Origin of the sequence: Chromatium okenii (assembly GCF_002958735.1) — a bacterium.
In the GTDB taxonomy this organism is placed as follows: Bacteria; Pseudomonadota; Gammaproteobacteria; order Chromatiales; family Chromatiaceae; genus Chromatium; species Chromatium okenii_A.
Map to the genome: position 1 here is coordinate 714,778 of NZ_PPGH01000037.1, position 22,635 is coordinate 737,412.

Annotated in this window: 15 protein-coding genes and 5 pseudogenes; 9 read left to right on the plus strand and 11 right to left on the minus strand. The window is 50.4% G+C overall.

Annotated features, from left to right (window positions below; genetic code table 11):
• Positions 1-3: 3 nt before the first annotated feature.
• The 8 genes and pseudogenes from CXB77_RS22315 to CXB77_RS15305 all read right to left on the minus strand — a co-directional run bounded on the left by CXB77_RS22315 (position 4) and on the right by CXB77_RS15305 (position 10,892).
• Positions 4-303, minus strand: a complete 300-nt coding sequence (locus CXB77_RS22315; protein WP_242445759.1) for a hypothetical protein — start codon at positions 301-303, stop codon at positions 4-6.
• Positions 304-444: 141 nt separating this feature from the next.
• Positions 445-5,727, minus strand: a complete 5,283-nt coding sequence (locus CXB77_RS15275; RefSeq protein ID WP_105074545.1) for a beta strand repeat-containing protein — start codon at positions 5,725-5,727, stop codon at positions 445-447.
• A 307-nt stretch (positions 5,728-6,034) separates the two neighbouring features.
• The gene (locus CXB77_RS15280; RefSeq protein ID WP_105074546.1) at positions 6,035-6,271 is read right to left on the minus strand and encodes a hypothetical protein; all 237 of its coding nucleotides are present in this window, start codon (positions 6,269-6,271) and stop codon (positions 6,035-6,037) included.
• 77 nt (positions 6,272-6,348) lie between these two features.
• Complete coding sequence (locus tag CXB77_RS15285) at positions 6,349-6,528, minus strand: DUF2442 domain-containing protein (RefSeq protein ID WP_105074547.1); 180 nt, start codon at positions 6,526-6,528, stop codon at positions 6,349-6,351.
• A gap of 13 nt (positions 6,529-6,541) precedes the next feature.
• A complete protein-coding gene (locus CXB77_RS15290; protein ID WP_105074548.1) occupies positions 6,542-6,808 on the minus strand; it encodes a DUF2442 domain-containing protein in 267 nt (88 codons plus the stop codon).
• A pseudogene (locus CXB77_RS15295) lies at positions 6,801-7,034 on the minus strand (DUF4160 domain-containing protein). Before CXB77_RS15295 ends, CXB77_RS15290 begins: the two are co-directional and overlap by 8 nt.
• A 91-nt stretch (positions 7,035-7,125) precedes the next feature.
• Complete coding sequence (locus CXB77_RS15300) at positions 7,126-9,957, minus strand: hypothetical protein (RefSeq protein WP_105074549.1); 2,832 nt, start codon at positions 9,955-9,957, stop codon at positions 7,126-7,128.
• A 29-nt stretch (positions 9,958-9,986) separates the two neighbouring features.
• Positions 9,987-10,892, minus strand: a complete 906-nt coding sequence (locus CXB77_RS15305) for a hypothetical protein (RefSeq protein ID WP_105074550.1) — start codon at positions 10,890-10,892, stop codon at positions 9,987-9,989.
• A gap of 374 nt (positions 10,893-11,266) precedes the next feature.
• Between CXB77_RS15305 and hisD the strand changes: the two are divergent.
• Positions 11,267-12,570 (plus strand): annotated as a pseudogene (gene hisD, locus CXB77_RS15310) (histidinol dehydrogenase).
• Positions 12,567-13,636 (plus strand): annotated as a pseudogene (hisC, locus tag CXB77_RS15315) (histidinol-phosphate transaminase). Before hisD ends, hisC begins: the two co-directional pseudogenes overlap by 4 nt.
• Positions 13,637-13,690: 54 nt before the next feature.
• Here the strand turns inward: hisC and CXB77_RS15320 are convergent.
• On the minus strand, positions 13,691-14,908 hold the full coding sequence (locus tag CXB77_RS15320; RefSeq protein ID WP_105074551.1) for an HD-GYP domain-containing protein: 1,218 nt from the start codon (positions 14,906-14,908) through the stop codon (positions 13,691-13,693).
• Positions 14,901-15,906, minus strand: a pseudogene (gene bioB / locus CXB77_RS15325) (biotin synthase BioB). Before bioB ends, CXB77_RS15320 begins: the two are co-directional and overlap by 8 nt.
• 81 nt (positions 15,907-15,987) lie before the next feature.
• On the opposite strand from bioB, the gene CXB77_RS15330 reads away from it, so the two are divergent.
• The 5 genes and pseudogenes from CXB77_RS15330 to CXB77_RS15350 all read left to right on the plus strand — a co-directional run bounded on the left by CXB77_RS15330 (position 15,988) and on the right by CXB77_RS15350 (position 20,494).
• A complete protein-coding gene (locus tag CXB77_RS15330; protein ID WP_105074552.1) occupies positions 15,988-16,698 on the plus strand; it encodes a ComF family protein in 711 nt (236 codons plus the stop codon).
• A gap of 42 nt (positions 16,699-16,740) precedes the next feature.
• Positions 16,741-17,376, plus strand: a complete 636-nt coding sequence (locus CXB77_RS15335) for an IS607 family transposase (RefSeq protein WP_105074553.1) — start codon at positions 16,741-16,743, stop codon at positions 17,374-17,376.
• Positions 17,354-18,478 (plus strand): RNA-guided endonuclease InsQ/TnpB family protein, encoded by a 1,125-nt coding sequence (locus CXB77_RS15340; protein ID WP_105074554.1) that lies wholly within the window; start codon positions 17,354-17,356, stop codon positions 18,476-18,478. Before CXB77_RS15335 ends, CXB77_RS15340 begins: the two co-directional genes overlap by 23 nt.
• Positions 18,479-18,585: 107 nt before the next feature.
• Positions 18,586-18,921, plus strand: a complete 336-nt coding sequence (locus tag CXB77_RS15345; RefSeq protein ID WP_105074555.1) for a hypothetical protein — start codon at positions 18,586-18,588, stop codon at positions 18,919-18,921.
• A 157-nt stretch (positions 18,922-19,078) separates the two neighbouring features.
• Positions 19,079-20,494, plus strand: a pseudogene (locus tag CXB77_RS15350) (FAD-binding oxidoreductase).
• A gap of 99 nt (positions 20,495-20,593) precedes the next feature.
• On the opposite strand, the gene nth reads toward CXB77_RS15350, so the two are convergent.
• Positions 20,594-21,223, minus strand: coding sequence for an endonuclease III (gene nth, locus CXB77_RS15355; protein WP_105074783.1), 630 nt, complete (start codon positions 21,221-21,223; stop codon positions 20,594-20,596).
• Positions 21,224-21,327: 104 nt separating this feature from the next.
• Here nth and CXB77_RS15360 point away from each other — a divergent pair, with 104 nt between their 5' ends.
• Both CXB77_RS15360 and CXB77_RS15365 read left to right on the plus strand, forming a co-directional pair.
• Positions 21,328-22,128, plus strand: coding sequence for a lytic transglycosylase domain-containing protein (locus CXB77_RS15360; RefSeq protein WP_105074556.1), 801 nt, complete (start codon positions 21,328-21,330; stop codon positions 22,126-22,128).
• A gap of 49 nt (positions 22,129-22,177) precedes the next feature.
• Entirely contained in the window at positions 22,178-22,624 is a 447-nt protein-coding gene (locus CXB77_RS15365; protein WP_105074557.1) for a hypothetical protein, read from the plus strand.
• The last annotated feature ends 11 nt before the right edge of the window (positions 22,625-22,635 follow it).

Genomic DNA, 22,635 nt, shown 5'->3' on the forward strand with positions numbered 1-22,635 from the left:
AAATCAGAGCGTTCCATCGCCGGGGTCTTCGGCGATGCAGGCATCTAAATACAGCCTAATATCTTCTTCGGTTTCCAAACACTCTGCGCTGTCCCAGCGGGTGTAATGTTCGGTCATTATCTTGGTGCGTTTTCTATCAATGCTAATTGTTACCTTCTGTCTCTGCGGGCGATAAAAATATCCGCGTTTCGCTGCAGTCCAATCAATGTGTTCGGGAATATCGCTGGTGTCAATATCTTCATCTTTTAGATGCGCAAGTTGTTGTAATTCCTTGATGCTTTCTAAATCAAAATTGTCGTTCATAGTGTTGTTCCAAAAAACGGCAAATTTCAGGCATTTTTCTATCTCTTTTTTGAAAAGAAGATACAAAAAACCCCCTTTTTTACAAAAGGGGGTTTCGGTTCATTCAAAAGCCCCCCTTAGAAAAAGGGGGGTTGGGGGGATTTAAGGCGCGTCGATCACGCCGGCGAGCAACACGTCAACGAGTTGATGCGTAGCGCCGTCGGTCGTGGTGTATTCGGCATACATATCCAGAATGTTGCCGTTGTTCATCTCTCGCGTGTCACGGTTTGCATCGAGCGAAAGGCTGGCGATGTTCAATTCAGCAAGTGACAGCAATTCACCCGCATCGGTCACGCCGTCCTGATTCGCGTCTTGCCACACTTGCAACTGCGCAAACGCTGCATCTTGCGCATCAATCACGCCCTCACTCGCGTCTTTATTGTTGCTGTTGAGCGCGGCCAATGCGATGAAACCATCCGCTGCCGTGCTGCCATCTGCCAAGCGTGTGCCGCTACCAAACAGTTCAGTACCGTCATTGATCACGCCGTCGCCGTTGACATCCAACACCAGCAAACCGTCACTTGGTGCAACCCAGCCCACTTGCGTTGCCGAGCCGTCGCCCGCCAAATCAAACACAACGCCGTCTTTAGCGGCAGTGGTGTCGATGACGTTATCGCCATTGAGATCAAGCACCAACGGCGTTGCGAAGTTCATCGCCTGAAGTTGCGCGGCGTTCAATAACAAGACTTGCGCTTGGGTCAGGTTTTGATGCGCACAAGTCAACGCCTCGATTTGAGCGGCGGTGATTCCCGCCACCGCACCAATATCAATCGCTTCAATCTGCGCGGTAGACAACGCCGCAAAGGTCTCTGTGGCCAACGCCGAGATTTGGGTGCTGTTGAATGAGGCGATGGCATCGGTGGAGATTTTGGCGATCTGATCCACCGTGATGGCGGCGATCTGTCCAGTGTTACTCGCATCCAGCGCATCAATGTCAGTGGCATCCAGACTGGCGAGCGCCGCAGAATTGAGCGCCGCAAACTGCGCAAAGGTCATGGAGCCGATTGCACTCGGCGTCATCGCGTTCAGTTGTACCGAAGTCAGCGCACCTACCGCGTCAACGCTCAACGCCGGAGCTTGTACCGTATTCAGTGCCGTCATCACCGCTTCGGACAATTTCGGTGCCTGCGTTGCAGTCAGGGCGGCGATGCGGTCGGTTGCACCGGGTATCGATGCCAATGCAGTGATGTCAGAGGCTTCCAAGCCCGCAATCGCAGCTGAACCAATCGCTGCAAATTGTTCAACCGTCATGTTGGCAACGTCATTTGGATCAAGGGCAGCGATTTGTGCTGAACTCATTGCCCCTACAGCTTCGGGTGTCAGCGCCAAGACCTGCGTGGAGCTCATCGCCGTGATTGCATCGACCGATAACCCAGGAATCTGAGCGGAAGTCAGTAAGGCAATTCGATCTACGCTCAAGCCTTGAGTGACTGCGGTCGGTGCATTGTAGGCATTGCCCTGAAGGTCGGTGATGGCTCCGCTACCGATGGTGACGGAGTAGGCGACATTGGGCGCAAGATCGAATGTCGGGTTGATGATCGCCGTTTTTGCCGTCGCGTTGAAATACACCTGACTGGTATCAGCCGCCGAAATGACGCGAGTATCGCCAGCACCGTCACTGATGATGATGTCACCGTTACCGGCCTTGACCGCTTCATTGAATTGCAATGTGAAGTTATTGCCTTCAGCAGTGCCAGAGAATCCAGCAGTAATATCCGCTGCCAATGCCGTAGAGATAGAAAGGGGTGCCGTTGTATCACCACCTATCTTGGTCAGTGCTGGCGCACCACTCATTGAAGCGCCAGGGATGTAAGAGTTGCCATCTACGTCAACAATCACACCGCTGTCCATGGTGATCGAGTACTTATTAGTACCTGCTAAAGCGGTAACGGGAATAGCGATCGCTTTATTGGCTGCGTCAACTGTCACAGTAGATACCGGCACTATTTGCGTAGCAACGGGAGCGCCAGTGAAGGTTACTACTCCATTGATAATGATGTTGCCGCTGCCTTTCGCGACGACTTCATCAAAGACCATACCGATGAATGTATCTGCACCTCCAGGTGTGAAACCTACACGTACCGGCGCACCGTTAACAAATCCTAATTGCGGCGCGATGGTATCGGTGGTAAAGAAATCGATACCAGAACCGTTAGCAATAGCGGCGGTATTATTTGCAGCACCATCAACATCTATGAATGTATCTGCTTCCATATACAACTCATAAATCGCATTAGACGTTAAATCAGTCGTTGGATTGATGGTAACGACATTGCCATCGATAGACACTTGCGAGCTGTTGGTCGCAATAGTGGTATTGGTTGCAGCACCATTAACAGTTGCTTCCAATGTGATATTTTTTGCTACCGGGTTCGCTTTAACCGGTTCGTTAAAAACCAGAACGATGTTGCTATCTAGCGCAACTGGTGTTGCGGTCGTCGCGGTTGCGTTGTCTGCTGGCGAGCTGCTGACGATAGAGGGAAGGGCGTCTATCGTGGTGAAGTTCCAACCAGTTGTATTGCTGATCCCGTTGTAGCTGTTGTTGGCAAAGTCTGTAATAGCACCGCCATCGACCTGCACGGAATAGAGCGTGTTGGTGCGCAGATCGGCAAGCGGATTGATGGTGACTTTCATGGGCGTCGTCGTGAAATCCACTTGGGTACTGTCGTGAATATTAATGACACGAATATCAGAACCATCGTCACTTCTGATGGTGATATTGCCAGCACCGGGCATGACCTTCTCTGTAAAAAGCAGATCGAGATTGATCGATGCTATAGGTGTTGCATCAACAGCTTCATCGTCCAGTGGTGTAAGGGTGGGTGTCTGTGATGCGAAGGTTGTGTCAGTTATGGCAGTGAGCGCCCCAGTGCTGAGAGTCGCCGGTAAAGTAACTGCAGCCGAAACATTGCCAGAACTATCCTTAAAAGCGCCAGCGTCCATCAATAGATAGTAGGTATCTGCGGCAGGCAGGGCATCTGTAGGATTAATTGTGACGTATCTGCCTGTAATCGAAACCTGCGGATCTGTCGCAACATCAATCGACGAGCCGACTTGGACAGCTCCAGTAGTTCTGATGATCTGAATCGTCTTGCCCGCAACAGGAGTGACATCTTCCCCAAACTGCAGCACCAGATTGGTATCGGTCGAAGCAGCCGTGTTTACGATAAGAGTAGGCGCAGGAATGACGGCATCAGTAGCAGTTGTGAAGTTCAGCGTGGTCTGGTCACTTATTCCGGCGTAGGGCGCACCAACGGCTGCATCAACCAACGTGCCACTTGCCATCTGTACGAAATAGCCAGTGCCGGCGTTTAAATTAGCCGTCGGATTGATGATGACGGTCGCAGCAGGAACCGCAATCGTTCCTGCTGTCACCTGACTGGTATCGCTCACCGGAATGGTACGGACATCAGAACCATCAGTGCTGCTGATGATGATGTTACCGACGCCTGCTTTCATGTTCTCAGCGAAGGTCAAGGTGATACTGTCGTTAACAGGGAAGGTGGTGCTGTCATCCACATTGTTTGCAGGATTACCAGTCCATTTAGCACTCGACACCATCGGCGCAACGTCGAAAGTGACATCACCCGTAGCCGATCCGTCGAAAGCAGTGCCTGACATATCGAGGATGGCAGTGTCATCAATGATGACGTTGTAAGTGCTACTGCCAACTAGGGTGTTGAGTGGGTTGATGGTGACGGTGTTGCCCTCAACGGTCACTGTGCCAGTTGCAGATGTTCCCGTAGCAACAGCAAACTTCATGTCTGTGGCGCCGGTCTTAACATTAATATTGCCAGTGCCAAATTCAACGTCTTCGCTAAAGGTCAAAGTGATGTTATCGCCTGCTGCAAAAGCAGTTGCGCCATTTATTGGGGTGCTGCTGACCAGCGTGGGAGCATTGGTTGTATACGCTGTTGGGGTAAAACTATTGTCAGAGAAGCTCGTGATGTCCCCCGCCGTCAATCCCGCCAACGCCTTCGACGGCAACGCTGCAAACTGATCCGACGTAAGTGCCGCAACTCCATCTGCACCGAGTGCATCCACTTGCGCTGCACTCAGCGCCGCAACTGCCGCCGTAGACAGCGCCGCAATTTGTCCGGTGACTGTTCCATCGTTGAGCGCCGAAATCGCCGCAGTTGATAAACCTGAAACCTGCGCCGAAGTCAGAGCTGCGATGTGATTAGCGTCGATACTCTCAATTTGATCGATCGCAATCGCCGCAACTTGGGTTTTGGACAGCGCTGCAAACGCATCAGGATCAAGCAAATTGATCTGCGCCGCACTGAATAACGCGATGTCAGCGGTTGCCAGCCCCGGTGTTTGCTTAGAAGTCAGCGCCCCCAGCAATGTATTACTGACCACCGAGTTGTCATTCAGACTGGTGATGTCCGCTGCGTCTAAACCCGGCAATGCGCTGGATGCCAATGACGCAAACTGATCTGCTGTAAAGCCCTTAATCACGCCGTTTGCCAGTCCGCCCAATTGCGCTGCAGTCAGCACGCCCACCACATCGCTGGGCAAACTAGCAAGCTGCGCCGCCGACAATTTTCCCATCGCCCCCACTGACAGCCCGGAAGCCTGCGCCGTCGTCAACGCTCCGAGATGGCTGGCATCGAGACCAGAAATCTGCGCCGTGTCGATGGCAGCGATCTGCGTCTTGGTCAACTGCGAAAAAGCAGCGGTGTTGAGCGCGTTAATTTGCGCCGCAGCGAATTCACCGAGGTCATCACTCGCCAAACCCGGTGCCTGTTTCGAGGTCAATGCTGCCAACTGCGCCGTAGTCACACCCAGCCAACTGTTAGCCGCATCACCCTTGATATTGATGTCATTAGTCTCCAGGCCCGGCAGCGCCGTGGATGACAACGCCGCAAACTGGGTTGGTGTCAATGCCGCAATGCCACCGGTGACATCAGCACCGGAGCTTTTATTGAGTGGATCCAAAAACGCGCCGAGTTGCGCTGTACTTAATGCGCCAACGGCAGCAGTAGACAGTTGGCTGACTTGGGCGGTGGTGAGATTCGCGATTTCGCTGATGCTCAAACCCGTGATCTGGACGGAAGACAACGCCTTGATGTGCGCCACGTCGATTCCAGAAATCGCTGCGGTGGAAATGGCGGCAACCTGCGTTTTCGACAGCGCCGCAAAGGTCGCGGTGGTCAACTGGTTAAGCTGGGTCGAACTCAACGCCGCAACCGCGAGATTGCTCAAACTGGTGATTTGCGTTGGTTTGAAGGCCTCAAACTGACCGTCAGTGGGATTCAAATCCATCGCGTCGATCATCGCGGCAGTTAGTGCGGCAACGTCCGTGGATTGGAGACCAGCGATCTGCGTGGTGGTCAGTGCCGCAACCTGCGCGGTTGTCATTTTGGAAATGGTAGATGCCATCTTAATTCTCCAAAGGTCGAGCGGTTTGAAATCCCGTGTTGATTAAAATAATCTCGCGGGTGAAGTACGATCTACATTTAATTTAGACGAAGTCTAACAATTAAATCAGATTAGTTTTGTGACAGATAACGCATTTTTAAGCTACTTTTACCTACTGAAACTTGCCCTCTGTTACGCTAATTGTTGGCGCAAACTACGGGCAACGCGCAAGCCTGATAAAAAATACAATAATCGTTTAGGTCACGTTGGCAAAATATGCTTAATCCTGTCGGAAGTATTTGAGTTTTGTCAACTACAAGTATGTTATCTAAATTGGGTGGTGCGCGTTAAGCAACGATTCTGGAAAAAAGTCCTCTCCCAAATGTAAATCAGCAGGCGTTATTCCCATCACCGCACACTGTGATAACAAGGTTGATAATGCTTCGTAATAGCCCAGCAACCGCCCGTTATCATATTCAGTTGAGCCATTAACAGCTTCAGCAGATGCTTTTAGGGCTTGCGCCGTTTCTTCTAAAACTGTCAACACATCTTGCTGTTTAATCAAAGCGTTAATTTTATTTGCTCCTCGATAAGCACTGAATTGTCATAAATGGTTTCAGGTGCAATATCAATGTTTCCAGGTCAAACAACGATGCCATAATCAATAGATACGCGCTCGAAAATAGCTGGCGAAGCGATACGATTCCAAGGTGTTATTTTTAACAGCGGGCGCATATCAAAACGGCGCTGTTCACCATTCTTAAATTCCAAATCAAGTTGGAAATTAGGACGCGGACAAACGGCAATGACATCAATCAACATAGCAGTCTCATATTTACGCCGCTTCTGTATATTGCAATTGACCTTGCTGCGCCAATTTTTGTTGCAAACTACCTGCACTCAGCGCAAATCCATTTCGCCAACACAACGCACCCAGTTCTAAAAAGCACTGGCTAAAAAAAGTTGGATCAGATAACGGTCGCACCATCTCGGTATCACGCGCAATCAATTCACGACAATCAAAATCTCCCAGACTTCCATCTGAAAATTCAAGACGAATACAATGGTCATTGAGTACCGTTGCGCACCGAATTTTAATCATTGTCTGCTCCAGAAATTTGTTCAAGTGGCAGTAGTGCAATCGCCCTTTCCCAATTTGTACTGAGTTCCGTCTGGTGTTCTAGCGTCCATTCACGAATCAATCGTATCGCTTTACGCGGCAATCGTCCGTTGATGAGCTCTCCGGTTTCAATCGCCACAAGTGCTTATTGACCTTGGTATTCAACATGAAAATGTGGCGGATTGTGCTCGTCAAAATACATACGCACATATATTCCAAAAAATTAGGAAATGACTGGCATTTTCAATCCTTTATTTTTGTCAGTTGAGTTGACCCACGCCAACTCAACCAACGCAGTCTCAACCAATTCCCGCATCTAAATTGCTGGTAGTCACAATTCCCGCCAGCCACACATCCGCTAATAAATGCGTATTGCCATCAAGCGTGTCATATACTGAAGTCAATCCAATGACATTGCCGTGATCAATAATCTCAACTGCGCTGGCATTTAAATCAAACTGCGCAATTGTTAATGACGCAAACGTCAATTCACCGACATCGCTGATTCCGTCTTGATTCAAGTCGCGCCAAATCTGCAATTCCGCAAACGCAGCATCCAGCGCATCCACAAAACCATCGCCGTTGGAGTCTGTTTCGGCCAGCGCGACAAAACCATTAGCGGCGCGTGAACCATTTTCTAGCTGAGTGCCGCTGCCGAACAATTCGCGCCCGTCATCAATCAAGCCGTTGCCGTTGCGATCCATGACTAACAGCGCATCGCTCGGCGCAATCCAGCCGACCTGCGCCGGATGACCAATGCCATATAAATCAAAGATGACACCGTGATTTGCTGGCGTGGTTTGTAGTCCGTCGCCACCTAAATCTAACGCCAGCGGTGTGGCGAAATTCAACGATGCAAACTGTTCGTCAGAGAGCACGTCAACCTGCGTTGGCAGAAAACTTTGCGTCGCGGCACAGGTCATCGCTGCAAGTTGTAGCGCGGTTAAGCCGGGCAGCGCGTCGAGGGCAATTGCGGGAATCTGCGCCGTGGTCAACGCCGCAAACGCAGTACTGGTCAAGCTGGTGATTTGCGCTGAACTCAACGCCGCGAGGTCATCGGTTGCCAGCCCAACAATCTGTTTGGCAGACAGCGCCGCCAATTGCTCGCCAGTTAATACCGCAATATCAGCAACTTCAAAGCCCGGCAGCGTTTTTGCGGACAGCGCGGCAATCTGTGCCGTACTCAACGCAATGACATCTGCTGGCTCCAACGCGGTTAATTGCGCAGAGGTCAACGCAGTCAGTGCATCTGACGACAAAGCCGCAACCTGTTCTGGCGTCATCGCCGTCAGCGCCTCAGTCGATAATCCGGGGAGTTGTTTCGCAGTCATCGCCGTTAATTGCTCAACGCTTAACGCTGCAACACCATCAAGCGCCAGCCCCGGCAACGCCTTTGACGTCAACACCGCAAACTGGGTTGGCGACAACGCAGCGATGTCGGCGGTGTCAAGCGTGGCTAATTGCGCCGAACTCAGCACTGCCAGCGCAGCAATAGACAACGATCCAACTTGCTCGGCGCTCAGAGCTTCCGTATTCGCAGTGGTGAGTCCCGGAATTTGTTTCGCCGTGAGTGCGGCAATCTGTAGCGGGCTGATGATGGGAATATCTTCGAGCGCCAGCCCCGGCAATGCTTTTGATGACAGCGCCGCAATTTGCAGGGCGGACAGTGCGGGAAAATCAGTGGTTTCGAGTGCGGCAACTTGTGCCGAATTCAACGCCGCAATCGCAGCGGTGGACAATGCGGTGATTTGTTCGGGCAACAACGCAATCACTTGAGCCGTCGTCAATCCGGCGACCTGTTTCGCGGTCAGCGCCGAGATTTGCTCAGAACCGAGCGTCGTCACGATGTCAACCGGCAGCGCCGCAATCTGGGCGCTGGTCAACGCCGGAAACGCATCGGTCGTTAACGCATTGATCTGCGTTGACAGCAGTGCCGCCAAATCGTCAGTTGCCAGCCCCACCACTTGCTTTGCCGTCAACGCCGCAATCTGCGCGGGCGTTAACACCGCCATATCATCCAATTCCAAGCCCGGCAGAGCTTTCGATGACAACGCCGCAATTTGCACCGGCGTTAACGTGCTGATGTCGGCAGTATCAAATGCCGCAATTTGCAACGAACTCAATCCACTCAATGCGCCAGTCGATAGCGCCACAAGCTGATCTGCGGTCAGCGCGTTGATTTCGATGGTAGTCATTCCGGGCACTTGCTTGGCGGTCAACGCGGCAATTTGCGCAGTGGTGATACTCGGAATGACTTCGACGGCAATCGCCGCAATCTGTGCGGTGCTCAACGCAGCAAAGGCAGCACTGCTCAACGCGGGGAATTGCGCCGAACTCAGCACCGCGATGTCTGCCGTTTCCAAACCCGGCACTTGCTTCGCCGATAACACCGCGATTTGCGCTGCGGATAACACCGCGATGTCTTCAGTTTCTAAACCCACCAATGCCTTCGATGACAGCGCCGCAAAATGCTCCACGCTCATTGTTTGTACATTGGTCAATTCCAATGCTGTGAGCTGTGCCGCACTCATTGCCGCAACTGCTGCATCAGTAAATGCGCCAGCCTGCTCGACAGATAACGCCGCAATGGTTTCGGTAGCCAGCCCGGGCACCTGTTTGGCAGTAAACGCAGCCAATTGTTCGGTCGTTAGCGCCGGAACGTCGTCAATCGTCAAGCCGGGCAACGCCTTTGATGGCAGCGCCGCAAATTGCGCCGAAGTTAGCGCCGCGATGTCTGTCGTTTCCAAAGCGCCGAGTTGCGTCAAATTGAACGCCGACATCGCTGCCGTAGACAACGCCGCAATCTGCTCTGGAGTCATGGCTTGTAACGCCACAAACATCAGCCCCGGAACCTGTTTGGCAGTAATTGCCGCAATCTGCGCCGTTGCCAGTGTCGGGATTACGTCAAGCGCAATCGCCGGAATCTGCGCCGAAGTCAGCGCCGCGAAAGTTGCGGCTGGCAAGGCAGCAATCTGCGCTGAAGTCAGCAATGCAATGTCAGCAGTTGGCAAACCCGTCACCTGTTTGACGCTCAACGCAGCCAGTTGCTCAACCGTGAGCGCCGACACATCAGCAGTTTCCAGTCCCAGTAACGCTTTTGCCGATAACGCCGCAAATTGCTCTGGTGTCAACGCAGCAATGTCAGTGCTATCAAATGCGGCTAATTGGTAGAACTGAGCGCCGCCAATGCGGCAGTAGACAACGCTGCGGTTTGTTCAGGTGTTAATGCGCCAATACTGGCTGGCATCAAACCTGGAATTTGTTTTGCGGACAGCACGGCAATCTGTTCGACCGTCAATGCCGCGGTGTCTTCCGTTTGCAATCCCGGCAGCGCCTTAGACGGCAGCGCGGCAAATTGATCGGGCGTGAGTACCGCAATATCTGCTGTTTCGAGGGCGAGTAATTGGGTAGCGTTAATGCCGCCCAGCGCCGCAGTGCTGAACACCCCAATTTGCTCAGGACTCATCGCCGTGATGATTTCCGCACTTAAACCGGGAATCTGTTTGACGCTTAATCCGATCAATTGCGCCGAGGTTAAGACGGGAACGTCATCGACTTGCAACCCTAACAATGCCTTTGATGACAACGCGGCAAATTGCGCGGTAGACAACACGGCAATATCAGCTACTTCTAGTGCGCCAACCTGAGAGCCACTCAACCCTGTGACAGCAGCCGTCGTCAGCGCCACAACTTGATCTGGCGTCAGAGATTGAACCGCAACCGTGCTTAAACCCGGAATCTGTTTCGAGGTGAGCGATGTCACCTGCGCGGTGCTCAACGCAATAACTTGTTCAGGCGTTAAACCTGCCATCGCTGCCGAGGAAAACGCCCCGATTTGCAACGTGGTCAACGCCGCGATGTCTTCAGTGAGCATTGCGCCCAATTGCACCGAAGTGAGCACTGCGACGTTTTTGGTGCTGATCGCAGCCAGTTGTTCGGGACTCATTGCCACGATCTGCGCTGTCGATAACGCCGCGACATCTGCGGTTTGAAAACCAGCGATTTGCTTGGTCGTCAACGCAGCGATTTTGGTAAGACTCATGGTGGAAATAATGGAAGAAGCCATGTCAGCATCCTGATGAAAACGAGCGCCCGCAAAGGCGAAGAGGTGGTGCCGTTGATTTCTCTAACGGCATTTATCAGGAAATCTAAAGCGAAAAACGCGCCAATAAAAAATTATAAAATCAGATGTTTATAAGCGATTAGGCGTTGCGTAGCTGAAACAAGTGATCGGTTGTCAGTTGGCAGTTGTCAGCAAGAAATGCGACGGTTATTGCCAAATAAATCAATTATTTGTCTATTTAACTGCGCAAATACTGCAATATCGTTGAGAATAAACAATCAACGTTGAGTTGTTGGCAGCAAACAAGATGGTGATTGACAACTGAAAACTGGCAACCGACAACTTACTTTCTCTCCTCATTTTTCGAGTCATTCACCGTGATTGATATCCATTGTTTATCTACTTCCGACGCCGATTTTCAGCCCCAGCTCAATGCGTTACTGGCATGGGATTCGGTTTCTGATGATCGCGTGCAAAGCACCGTTGCTGAGATCATTCGTGACATTCGCGCTCGTGGTGACGCAGCACTATTGGAATTCACCGCCCGTTTTGATCGCTGGACACCAGCCAGCGCGGCTGATTTGGAATTACCTCGCGCCCGACTGGAACAGGCATGGAACACACTGCCGGCTGCGCAACGTGCTGCGTTGGAACTGTCCGCCGAGCGCATTCGCGCCTATGCCGAGCGCCAAAAATTGGAAAGTTGGAGCTACTGCGAAGCAGACGGAACGCTGCTCGGGCAACAGATCACGCCGTTAGATCGTGCTGGGTTGTATGTGCCCGGCGGCAAAGCGGCTTATCCGTCGTCGGTGCTGATGAATGCGATTCCCGCCAAAGTTGCTGGCGTGGGTGAACTCATCATGGTTGTGCCCACGCCGGATGGCGAATTGAACGAATTGGTGCTGGCTGCCGCGCACATCGCGGGCGTTGATCGTGCTTTTGCGATTGGTGGAGCGCAGGCAGTGGCGGCGCTGGCGTATGGCACGGCGACCATTCCCGGCGTAGATAAAATTGTCGGTCCCGGCAATATCTACGTCGCCACGGCGAAACGCGCTGTTTACGGGCAAGTTGGCATCGACATGATCGCCGGACCTTCGGAAATTCTGGTGATTTGTGACGGCGCGACCGATCCCGATTGGATTGCGATGGATTTGTTTTCGCAGGCCGAGCACGACGAGGACGCGCAGGCGATTTTGGTGAGTTGGAACGACGACTTTTTGACGCAGGTCGCCGCGAGTATTGAACGCCTGCTGCCGACCATGGAGCGCCAGCCAATCATCGCCAATGCGTTGCGATTGCGCGGCGCACTGATTCAGGTGCGCGATCTTGACGACGCGATTGCCGTCGCCAACCAAATCGCGCCGGAACATCTGGAACTGTCGATTGCCGACCCAGAAACAGTGGTCACGCGACTGCGTCACGCCGGCGCGATCTTCATGGGACGTTATACCGCCGAGGCGCTCGGCGATTATTGCGCTGGACCGAATCACGTTTTACCGACTTCACGAACGGCGCGATTTTCCTCACCGCTCGGCGTCTACGATTTCCAAAAACGCTCCAGTTTGATCATGGCGTCTGCTGCTGGCGCGGCTGAATTGTCTAAAACGGCATCGGTGCTGGCGCGAGGCGAAGGTTTAACTGCCATGCGCGTTCGGCTGAATATCGCGGAGATGCCGCGTGAACAATTTAATTGAACGGTTAATTCGCCCCGAAATCCGCGCTCTGAATGCTTATCACATTCCCGAAGCCAGCGGATTGATTAAATTGGACGCAATGGAAAATCCGTATTCATTGCCAGAAACGCTGGCAGCAGAATGGCGCGAACAATTGCGCAGCGCAGAATTAAATCGTTATCCCGATCCCACTGCTCGCAATTGCAACATCAATTGCGCGAAGCAATGGGCATTCCGCATGACATGGCGTTATTGCTGGGCAATGGCTCGGATGAATTGATTCAAATGCTGGCGCTGGCGGTTTCCGCACCGGGGCGGACGATTTTATCGGTTGAACCGAGTTTCGTGATGTATCGCATGATCGGATTATTTGCTGGCATAAATTACGTCGGCGTTCCGCTCCATGCCGAAGATTTTTCAATTGATGTTCTCGCCGTATTAGAAGCAATTGAACGCACTCAGCCAGCATTGATTTATCTCGCTTATCCGAATAATCCGACCGGCAATCTTTTTAATGCAGAAGATATGGTGCGGATTATTGAAGCAGCGCCGGGCTTGGTCATCGTCGATGAAGCCTATTCGCCATTTACTGATGCGAGCTTTCTCGGTTTACTCGGTAAATGGCCGAATTTATTGGTGATGCGCACTGTATCGAAAATGGGATTAGCGGGCTTGCGGCTGGGTTATTTAATCGGAGCGCCGGAATGGTTAAATGAAATCGACAAGGTGCGCTTACCGTATAACATCAACGTATTAACGCAGCTTTCTGCGACCTTTGCGTTACAGCATAAAACGGTATTTGATGCGCAAACCCAAGCGATTCGGCTAGAACGCAGTCATTTATTTAGCGCATTAAGCAGTTTGACTGCGTTACACGTTTATCCCAGTGAAGCCAATTTTATTTTGGTGCGAACGCCACCCGAACAAGCTGAACGCATTTTTGCTGAATTAAAAGCGCGAGGCATTTTGATTAAAAATCTGCATGGCGCACATCCGCTGCTACAAGATTGTTTGCGTTTAACTGTGGGTTCACCAAAAGAAAATGCCGCATTGCTTGCGGCGTTGAATGTGTAAAAAGTTGTCAGTTGGCAGTTGTCAGCAAAAACAGTGCTGTTACTGCCAACTTTATTAAGCCAGCATCATTACTTTTATTGGATCTATATCCCATTGCGCTGGTGATTCAGTGCCGATAATGCGTTCATCGGAATCAATCGGTAAACAAGATAAATCCACATCTTTTGCAGTTAAAAAGATGCGGCGTTTGACATCCATCACCACACGCACCACTGGCTGGCGCAAGCCTTGACGACCATTTTCGACCACCACGCCCAGCCGTCCGCTATTCAAACGCACCAGCGTTCCAATCGGATAAATGCCCACGCAACGAATGAAATGCTGCACCAGCGCAGAATCAAAATGATGATTACTCCATTCCAATAACTTGCGCAGCGCCTGATGCGGTTCCATTGCTTTGTGATAGACCCGATCGGTCGTCAGCGCGTCATACACATCAGCGATTGATGCCATTTGCCCGTATAATGAAATATCGTCGCCAGCTTTGTGATAAGGATAACCATTACCATCAATACGTTCGTGATGTTCGGCAGCGACTGATAGTGCAATATGCGGAATACCGGGAACAACCGTGAGCAGATTCTGGGTGTGCACGACATGACCGCGCATGACGACAAATTCATCATCCGTTAATGCGCCGGGTTTATTCAGAATTTCCGGTGGAACCAGCGTTTTTCCAATGTCATGTAATAATGCGCCGAGACCGATGTTGTGAATTAATGTTTGCTCTAATCCCATTGTTCGTGCAAAAGACACCATGAGCACTGCGACATTCACTGAATGCTCAAATGTATAGCGTCCCACTTGGCGAATGCGCGTGAGCGCCAATAACGCATCTTGATTGCGGAAAATGGAACCAACCATTTTGGTGACAACCGGATTGACATGTTCTAAATCAATTTGTTGTCCGAGCCGCACATCTTCCATCAATGTTTTCACTACGCCAATGGCTTCTTGATGAATACGCCGTGCTTGTCCGCGTTCTGCGGTTAATACCACCGGATGAGGAATATCTGGTGTCGCTGCAATATGCGTTAAATCTTGTTCAATTTCACTTTCCACTTGGGCGGCAGTCGGCGCAGAGGACACATCGAGACCTTTTTCGGTATCAATGTAAAGATCGTGCATTCCGAGCTGTTGAATCTTTTCTAAATGCTTCGCGTTTTTCACTAAAAAACGCGTGCGCATAAAACTATGATCAAGCCAATCACAATTCAGATCATGGATATACATACCGATCTTAAGCTGTTCAATGGCGATCCGTTTAATCATGGACGTGTTTACTCCGATGACAGCCGCCCGGTTCTTCGCGTTCCGCAGCGACTGTTTCAAATGTTAAACCCAACCGCGTAAATAATTCGCGGTCACGATTCGCCGCAGCATTCGGCGCAGTTAATAGATTTTCTCCATAGAAAATGGAATTGGCTCCTGCCAGAAAACACAGTGCCTGCAATTCATCACTCATTTCACTGCGCCCGGCAGATAAACGAATATCCGATAGCGGCATTAAAATGCGCGTTGCTGCGACTACGCGCACCAATTCAAATGGATCAAGCGGCATCTGTCCAAATAGTGGCGTTCCTTCAATTTGCACCAATAAATTGATTGGCACTGATTCTGGATGCGCGGGCAAATTGGTGAGTTGGCGCAGCATTGAAGCGCGGTCGCGGCGGGATTCGCCCATGCCGAGAATGCCGCCGCTGCACGTTTTCAAACCGACTTTGCGCAGTCGCTCCAGCGTATCGAGCCGATCTTGAAAAGTGCGGGTGGTGATGATCTGACCGTAAAACTCCGGCGAGGTGTCGAGATTGTGGTTGTAATAATCCAGCCCTGCGTCCTTCAACCGCTGCGCCTGCGCGGTGGTGAGCATTCCCAGCGTGACGCAGGTTTCCATGCCCAGCGCGTGCACGCCTTCAATCATCGCAATCACTTGTTCCAAATTGGTGTCGGTTGGATTACGCCACGCTGCGCCCATGCAAAACCGCGTTGCACCCTGTTCGCGGGCAGCACGGCCGCAGTCAGCACTGCCTCTAGCGCCAGCAACCGTTCGCTTCCAACGTGGTTTGGTGCTTGGCACTTTGGGCGCAATAGCTGCAATCTTCTGCGCAAGCGCCGGTTTTAATACTCAGCAAGGTGCTGATTTTGATTTGATTCGGGTCAAAATTGGCGCGATGAATGGTCTGAGCGCGAAACAAGACATCGGTCAAGGGCAAATCCAATAAAGCGGTGATTTCGTCGAGGATCCAATCGTGGCGAATAACAGCGGTCATAGGATGAAGTTATCAGTTGTCATTTGTTAGTGAAATCTACACTTTGGCAAGCACTTGTCCACTGTTAACTGAATTTTCGCAATGCGTTTAATCGGCATTTCTGCGCTGAAATCCACATTATTTCCCGCCACCTGCATTTTGTGCGGCGCAGCGGGAGTTGGCGACCGCGATCTGTGCGCAGGCTGCGCCGCCGAATTACCGCACAATCGCCACGCTTGCTGGCGCTGCGCCCAACCGTTTAGCACCACGAAACCACCGGACACGCTGTGCCGTCGCTGCCAGCGCCAGCCGCCGCCATTCACGCGCACCATCACTACATTTCGTTATCAGGGCGCAGTGCCGTTTTTGATGATCAGTGCGAAATTTGAAGGAAAACTGAATGTTGCTCGCCTGCTCGGTCAATGCCTCGCCGAGCGCGTTATTGCCGCAGCGCCGCCGCTGCCGGAGGTGTTGATTCCGGTGCCGCTGCATCCGCAGCGATTGCGCGAGCGCGGTTATAACCAATCGCTCGAAATCGCCCGCGTGGTGGGGCGCGAGTTGCAGATTTCGGTGGATTATCAAAGCTGTGCGCGGGTGCTGGCGACCACGCCGCAAACGGAATTGTCGGCGCGAGCACGGCGGCATAATTTGCGCGGAGCCTTTGCGCTGACGCGGCCGCCGCAGTGGTCGCGGGTGGCGCTGATTGATGACGTGATGACGACCGCCACGACGGTGAGCGAATTGAGTCGGGTGCTGGCGCTGGCGGGAGTGGCGGAAATTGAAATTTGGGCGGTGGCGCGGGCGGGTAAGTAACAGCTTGCAATAATCTATACATATCTACTAAAATCTACACTTATGGAAAAGAAATTAGTAAAAATAGGTGAAGCGGCAAAAATTTTGGGAACGTGTGTAAATACATTGCGTCGATGGGAAGCGTCGGGCGAATTAGTCCCAACGCGAAAAACGCAAGGTGGAACACGTTACTACAGCGTTGCCGAATTGATGAAAGTAGGTGAAATCGATGCCCCGACGGTGTGTTACGCTCGCGTTTCAAGTCACGACCAAAAAGAAGATTTGCAACGACAACAAGATATGCTCGAAGCGTATTGCGCGGCGAAAGGTTGGCGAACCGAAGTGATAGCGGATTTAGGTTCAGGTATGAATTACCGCAAAAAAGCTCAAATTGCTGGAAATGATTTTAAAAAAAGCATTAAACGGCTGGTGATTACGCATAAAGACCGATTATTGCGTTTTGGTGCAGAGTTGGTATTTGCATTATGTGAAGCACAAGGCATTGAAATCATTATTATTCATAAGGGCGAACAACCCCGCTTTGAAGAAGAACTCGCAAAAGATGTGTTAGAAATTATTACCGTTTTTAGCGCGAGACTTTATGGCTCACGAAGCCACAAAAACAAACAATTTTTAGATAAACTCAACGAAGCCGTTACTGAATTAACCGACGAAAATGTTACTGGCACACAAAATTGAATTGCGTCCCACACCTGAACAGATGGTGTACTTGGATAAAGCCTGTGGCTCCAAACGCCATTGCTATAATCAGTTGTTGGCTCATTTTTCAAAGCCAGAAAATAAGTGGTCAAAAAATGAAGCATATCAGTATTATATCAACGTACTTCGCAAAGAATTTGAGTGGTACAACGAAGTTTCAAGTCGTGTCACCCGCAATGCAATTGATGATTTGGATACCGCGTTTAAGCACTTTTTCAGGCGCGTGAAAGCGAAACAAAAAGCAGGTTTTCCTCGCTTCAAAAAGAAAGATGTTAAAGATAGTTTTGCGTTGCGTGAACCATCAAAGTTCACGGTTAGTGGGCGACAACTGCGAATTGAAAAACTCAAAACTAAAATTGAACTGCGTCAACCGTTACGTTTTCAAGGCATCGCAAAACAAGTCACGATTTCTAAACGAGCTGGAAAGTATTTTGCTTCAATTTTAATTGAAACAGAAGATTACAATCCCCACGATGTTGATCGCCAACCATCAATTGGTGTTGATTTTGGTATCAAAGCACTTGCCATTTTAAGCACGGGTAAAGTGTTTCCGGCACATCAAAAGTTGAAAGCCAGTTTGAAAAAGTTGGCAAAACTTCAACGCAACTTAGCAAAGAAAGTGAAGAATTCAAACCGTCGAGCGAAAGCCAAGCTCAAGATTCAAAAACTTCATTTTCGTATTACCAGACAACGACAAGCCTTATTGCATGAAATATCGGACTATTTAACTGAGACTTTTGACGTGATTACCATTGAAGATTTAAACGTCAAAGGCATGGTAAAAAATCGAAAACTCAGTCGTGCAATTAGCGATGCTGGTTTTGGTTATTTACGGCAGATGATTGAATATAAGGCTAAATTGAGAAATTGTGTCGTTGTTGTCGCAAATCGATTTTTTCCCAGCAGTAAAACATGTTCCTGTTGTGGAAAAGTTAAAACAAATTTATCACTTGCAGATCGAACTTTTACCTGTGAGTGTGGATTTAGCGCGGATAGAGATTTAAACGCCGCGCTCAATCTAAATCAATACGGTCTGGACACGTTACAGCCTGACCTTAAATGCACACCAGAGCAAAGTTAGACCATAGTTTCATCATGGCTTTTGCGTTGACGGTGTGAATATATCAAAGCTAGATTTGTACGATTTTGTATAGATTTTGTTAGATATTTAGTAGCGGTGACATCCAATTGCTGCGTGAAATCGCCAACGATCCCAATGAATTTCTGGCACAACATGGCGGAGGAAGTCTTGATTTTACTGAAGAAAAAGATTTACAAAAACTGCAAAAACTTTACGACAGTTTGCAAATGCGCATTCTTGCCACTCTCGAAGCATTGGCGCAATTACGCACCACCAGCAATTACGAGCTGTATCAGCTCAGTTGCATGAACGCAGATTTTCTGGATGAAATTGCGGCGCAGCAAATTGAAGATATTCAACAAGAGATTGCGATTTTAGAATTTGAAGCGCAGCAATTAGCTGAAGAGATTGAAGGATTGCAAGGCAGCCCAGTCGCTTTTTGAAATGTTTTAGCGCAATCGTTTGAGTTGGATTGATGATGCCAATTTGTGATCACAAGATTGAAATTTGGACGGCAGCGCGGCGGGCTAAACGCAATTGCTAGGAAAACCAACGGATCACACTTAATCTGTCTGCTTCTCAAATCTTCAGCTCGCCGCAATGAATTCCGCAGCAACATCCACTCATCCCGCATTTTCCGCTGGCTTCCGCGCCAGCCTCACCAAAATCGCCGGTGACGGCTGCCTGTGCACTGATCCCGCGGATTGCTGGGCTTACGGTTACGACAACAGCCGCCGTCACGCGCTGCCGCAAGCGGTGATTTTCGCCACGGATGAAATGCAAATTGCTGCGCTGGTGCGACTGTGCGCAGAAACGGGAACGCCGTTGATTGCTCGCGGACGCGGCACAGGCACAACGGGCGCGACCGTGCCGGATCAAGGCGGCATCGTGCTGTCATTTGAGCGGATGACGCAGATTATTCGCCTCGCGCCCGCAGATCGGCTGGCAGTGGTACAACCCGGGGTGGTGAATGCGCAGTTGCAGCAAGCAATTGAACCGCTGGATTTTTCTGGCCACCCGATCCAACCAGTGCTGCAACCTGCACCATCGGCGGTAATCTCGCCTACAACTCCGCTGGACCGCGAGCCGTGAAATACGGCACTCCCCGCGATAACACGCTGGGTTTGCGGGCAATTGATGGACGCGGCGAGGCTTTTCATACCGGCGTTCAAACCACGAAAGGCGTGGTTGGTTACGATTTAACGCGGCTGCTGATTGGTTCGGAAGGAACGCTGGCGCTGTTGACCGAAGCGAAGTTGAAACTAACGCCACTGCCGGAAACCCGGCGCACCTTCGCGCCAGCTATGTCGATATTCACGCTGCCGCTGCCGCAGTGTCCGCAATCATGGCGCAGCCAGTAACGCCCTGCGCGTTGAATTTATGGACGCAGCGGCACTGGCGACGGTGCGCCATTTCGCGCCACTTGACGTACCAAATGGCGTCGGCGCATTGCTAATGATTGAAGTAGACGGCGCTCATGCCTGCATTGACGCAGCGGTTGCTGCGGTGAGTGCGGCTGCGACCGTGACGGGATTGCGCGAACTGCGGCGAGCGGAATCGGCAGCGGAAGTCGCGGCGCTGTGGAAAATTCGTAAATCGTTATCACCGACGCTGCGGCACATTGCACCGAAGAAAATCAACGAAGACGTGGTCGTTCCGGTGTCGCGGATGGGCGAATTTATCGACGGGCTGGAGCGGCTGGCGCACGAAACCGGCGTCCGCATTGTCAATTTCGGTCACGCTGGGAACGGCAACATTCACGTTAATCTATTGATTAATCCTGATAATACGACTGAAGTTGCGCAAGCCAGCGTGTGTTTGGACGCGATATTTACACTGGTGCTGCGGCTCGGCGGTACGCTGTCTGGTGAGCACGGCGTCGGTTTAGAAAAACGCGAATTCGTGGAGCGCGAACTTGATCCAGTGGCGCTGCGGTTAATGGCAGCAATTAAACTGGGTTTTGATCCCGCAAACATTTTGAATCCCGGTAAAGGCTTGCCGATACGCAGTGATTGAATATCATTAATGGCAATTAAACACTGCGTCTAAAACTGACAACTTTTTTCAACCACGCAATCTTTGACAGTTTTAAGCGTCACGCTATTCGATTTAAATTCACGTTTTATCAGGAAATTCGCATAGATCAGCAACTGGACATTGAGCACAATGTGGACGGCGAGCAACACAAATATAGCGTCCGTGCAGAATTAACCAATGATGCGCATCTTTTTGAAATTCAACAGGAACCTGCTGCAATAATGCCTGTTCGACCGCCAGCGGTGTTTTCCCCGGCGCAAGACCGGTACGATTAGCAACCCGAAAAATATGCGTGTCCACCGCAATCGTCGGCTCGCCAAACGCCGTATTCAACATAACATTAGCGGTTTTGCGACCAACGCCGGGCAAGGCTTCCAGTGATTGACGATTGTTCGGTACTGCGCCATTGTGTTCGGCAATCAGCAGCGCACAAGTTTTGAGAATGTTACGCGCTTTAGTATTGAATAAACCGATGGTGCGAATATGCGCTTTCAATTGCTCTTCACCGAGCGCAAGTATTGCCGCAGGTGTATTCGCAATGACAAACAAACTGGTGGTGGCTTTATTCACACTTTTATCGGTTGCTTGCGCCGACAGCATCACCGCAATGAGCAATTCAAATGGCGTTTGATAACTCAATTCAGTAATTGGCGCAGGATTTGCAGATTGTAAACGAAGAAAGAATTGCTGGCGTTGTTGTTCGTTCATTATAAAAATCCACTGTTGATTGGTATTGCGATGACGACGCTTGCGGTGCATGATTAAATCATGCCGTGATGTTTCCGCCCAGCTTTAGAGGTTTATAACCTGCAATGGTTCATTTGCACTCGTATTCTTGGTTAATTCTGGTATTTTTAATTATTCCGGCGCTGGGCTGGAGCGCACCTGATGCGCCTCTCGTGGCAATGACAACGCCTGATCCTGCGGAATCTGCGCCGCCTACTGAAGCAATTCCGCCACCAATTAAACCGGCATTACCCACGCCACCGAATTGTCCGCGTCCCAGCCGTGCTCAAATCATGGCAATGATTCCCGCAGTGGCGAATCATTACGGCGTAGAAGAAGCACTTATTCGCGCAGTGATTACTGCTGAATCCAATTTTAATGCACACGCAGTATCTCCGGCAGGTGCAGTTGGATTGATGCAGTTAATGCCCCCAACTGCCAATGATTATGGCGTGTCATCAGTCGATAAACTATTTGATCCATTGACTAATCTTCGCACTGGAACACGCCATTTGAAACGCCTATTAAACAAATATAAAAACGATTACGGACGAGCTATTATGGCTTATAACGCTGGCGAAGGTGTTGTTGATCGCACCAATAGCCAAGTCACTTATCGGGAAACATTGAATTATACCGAGGCAGTTATTAGTAACTATCAGCGTCAAGGCGGTACAGCACCCACCCAAACCGCATTAACGCAGGTGCAAACTTTGCGCGAAGTTAAAAATCCGAAACAAGCGCGGCGTTTACTCAAAAAATATCTTGATTTGTCACTGCTATCACTGAATGTTGAGCCAACGCTGAATACACGTTATTTAAATCCAGCATTACATGATGCTGATCCAACGGGTAAACCCATGTTTGAGTTAAATGCTCGCGATTAACTAAACCTTTCAATTCAACATTATTTTCACTATTGAGGGTTTTAGCACAATGAATCAGACAATTAAAAAATTGCGCGAACTGGCACAAGAAAGCGTGATGAGTATTCAGGATTCTGAATCAAAAGAACAACGCAACATTGCCTTACGTGCTAAATTTGCCGCACCGTTATTGCGAGCATTTACCGATGTAGAACGTGAATTCGTGCGGGTCGCTGTTTTGCGGCAAATTTGGCCAAGTGATTTCGACCAGCGTGATGATCGTGTTGCTGGCTTATTGGTTGCTAAATTGGGTCCAGAAACCGCACCCTATGGATTAAAAATAGCCATGCCCAACGGGTTTTTAAGTTTTGAAGTGACGTTGCAAATTGATGAATTGCCGGTTTTTCGGTGTATTCGTGATACTGCTGGACAACGTCCTTTATCAATGGATTTTCCAAACGGCGAACATTGGCTTGAATACTTTTATAAAATCATCGCAGATGTTATTGAACTCTAAACTGTATGCTC

Bases quoted from the DNA above. Each gene is read 5' to 3' on its own strand.
- CXB77_RS22315 (WP_242445759.1), bottom strand. From the start codon at position 303: ATGAACGACAATTTTGATTTAGAAAGCATCAAGGAATTACAACAACTT.
- CXB77_RS15275 (WP_105074545.1), bottom strand. From the start codon at position 5,727: ATGGCATCTACCATTTCCAAAATGACAACCGCGCAGGTTGCGGCACTG.
- CXB77_RS15285 (WP_105074547.1), bottom strand. From the start codon at position 6,528: ATGTTGATTGATGTCATTGCCGTTTGTCCGCGTCCTAATTTCCAACTT.
- CXB77_RS15290 (WP_105074548.1), bottom strand. From the start codon at position 6,808: ATGATTAAAATTCGGTGCGCAACGGTACTCAATGACCATTGTATTCGT.
- CXB77_RS15305 (WP_105074550.1), bottom strand. From the start codon at position 10,892: ATGGCTTCTTCCATTATTTCCACCATGAGTCTTACCAAAATCGCTGCG.
- CXB77_RS15320 (WP_105074551.1), bottom strand. From the start codon at position 14,908: ATGATTAAACGGATCGCCATTGAACAGCTTAAGATCGGTATGTATATC.
- CXB77_RS15330 (WP_105074552.1), top strand. From the start codon at position 15,988: ATGCGTTTAATCGGCATTTCTGCGCTGAAATCCACATTATTTCCCGCC.
- CXB77_RS15335 (WP_105074553.1), top strand. From the start codon at position 16,741: ATGGAAAAGAAATTAGTAAAAATAGGTGAAGCGGCAAAAATTTTGGGA.
- CXB77_RS15340 (WP_105074554.1), top strand. From the start codon at position 17,354: ATGTTACTGGCACACAAAATTGAATTGCGTCCCACACCTGAACAGATG.
- nth (WP_105074783.1), bottom strand. From the start codon at position 21,223: ATGAACGAACAACAACGCCAGCAATTCTTTCTTCGTTTACAATCTGCA.
- CXB77_RS15360 (WP_105074556.1), top strand. From the start codon at position 21,328: ATGGTTCATTTGCACTCGTATTCTTGGTTAATTCTGGTATTTTTAATT.
- CXB77_RS15365 (WP_105074557.1), top strand. From the start codon at position 22,178: ATGAATCAGACAATTAAAAAATTGCGCGAACTGGCACAAGAAAGCGTG.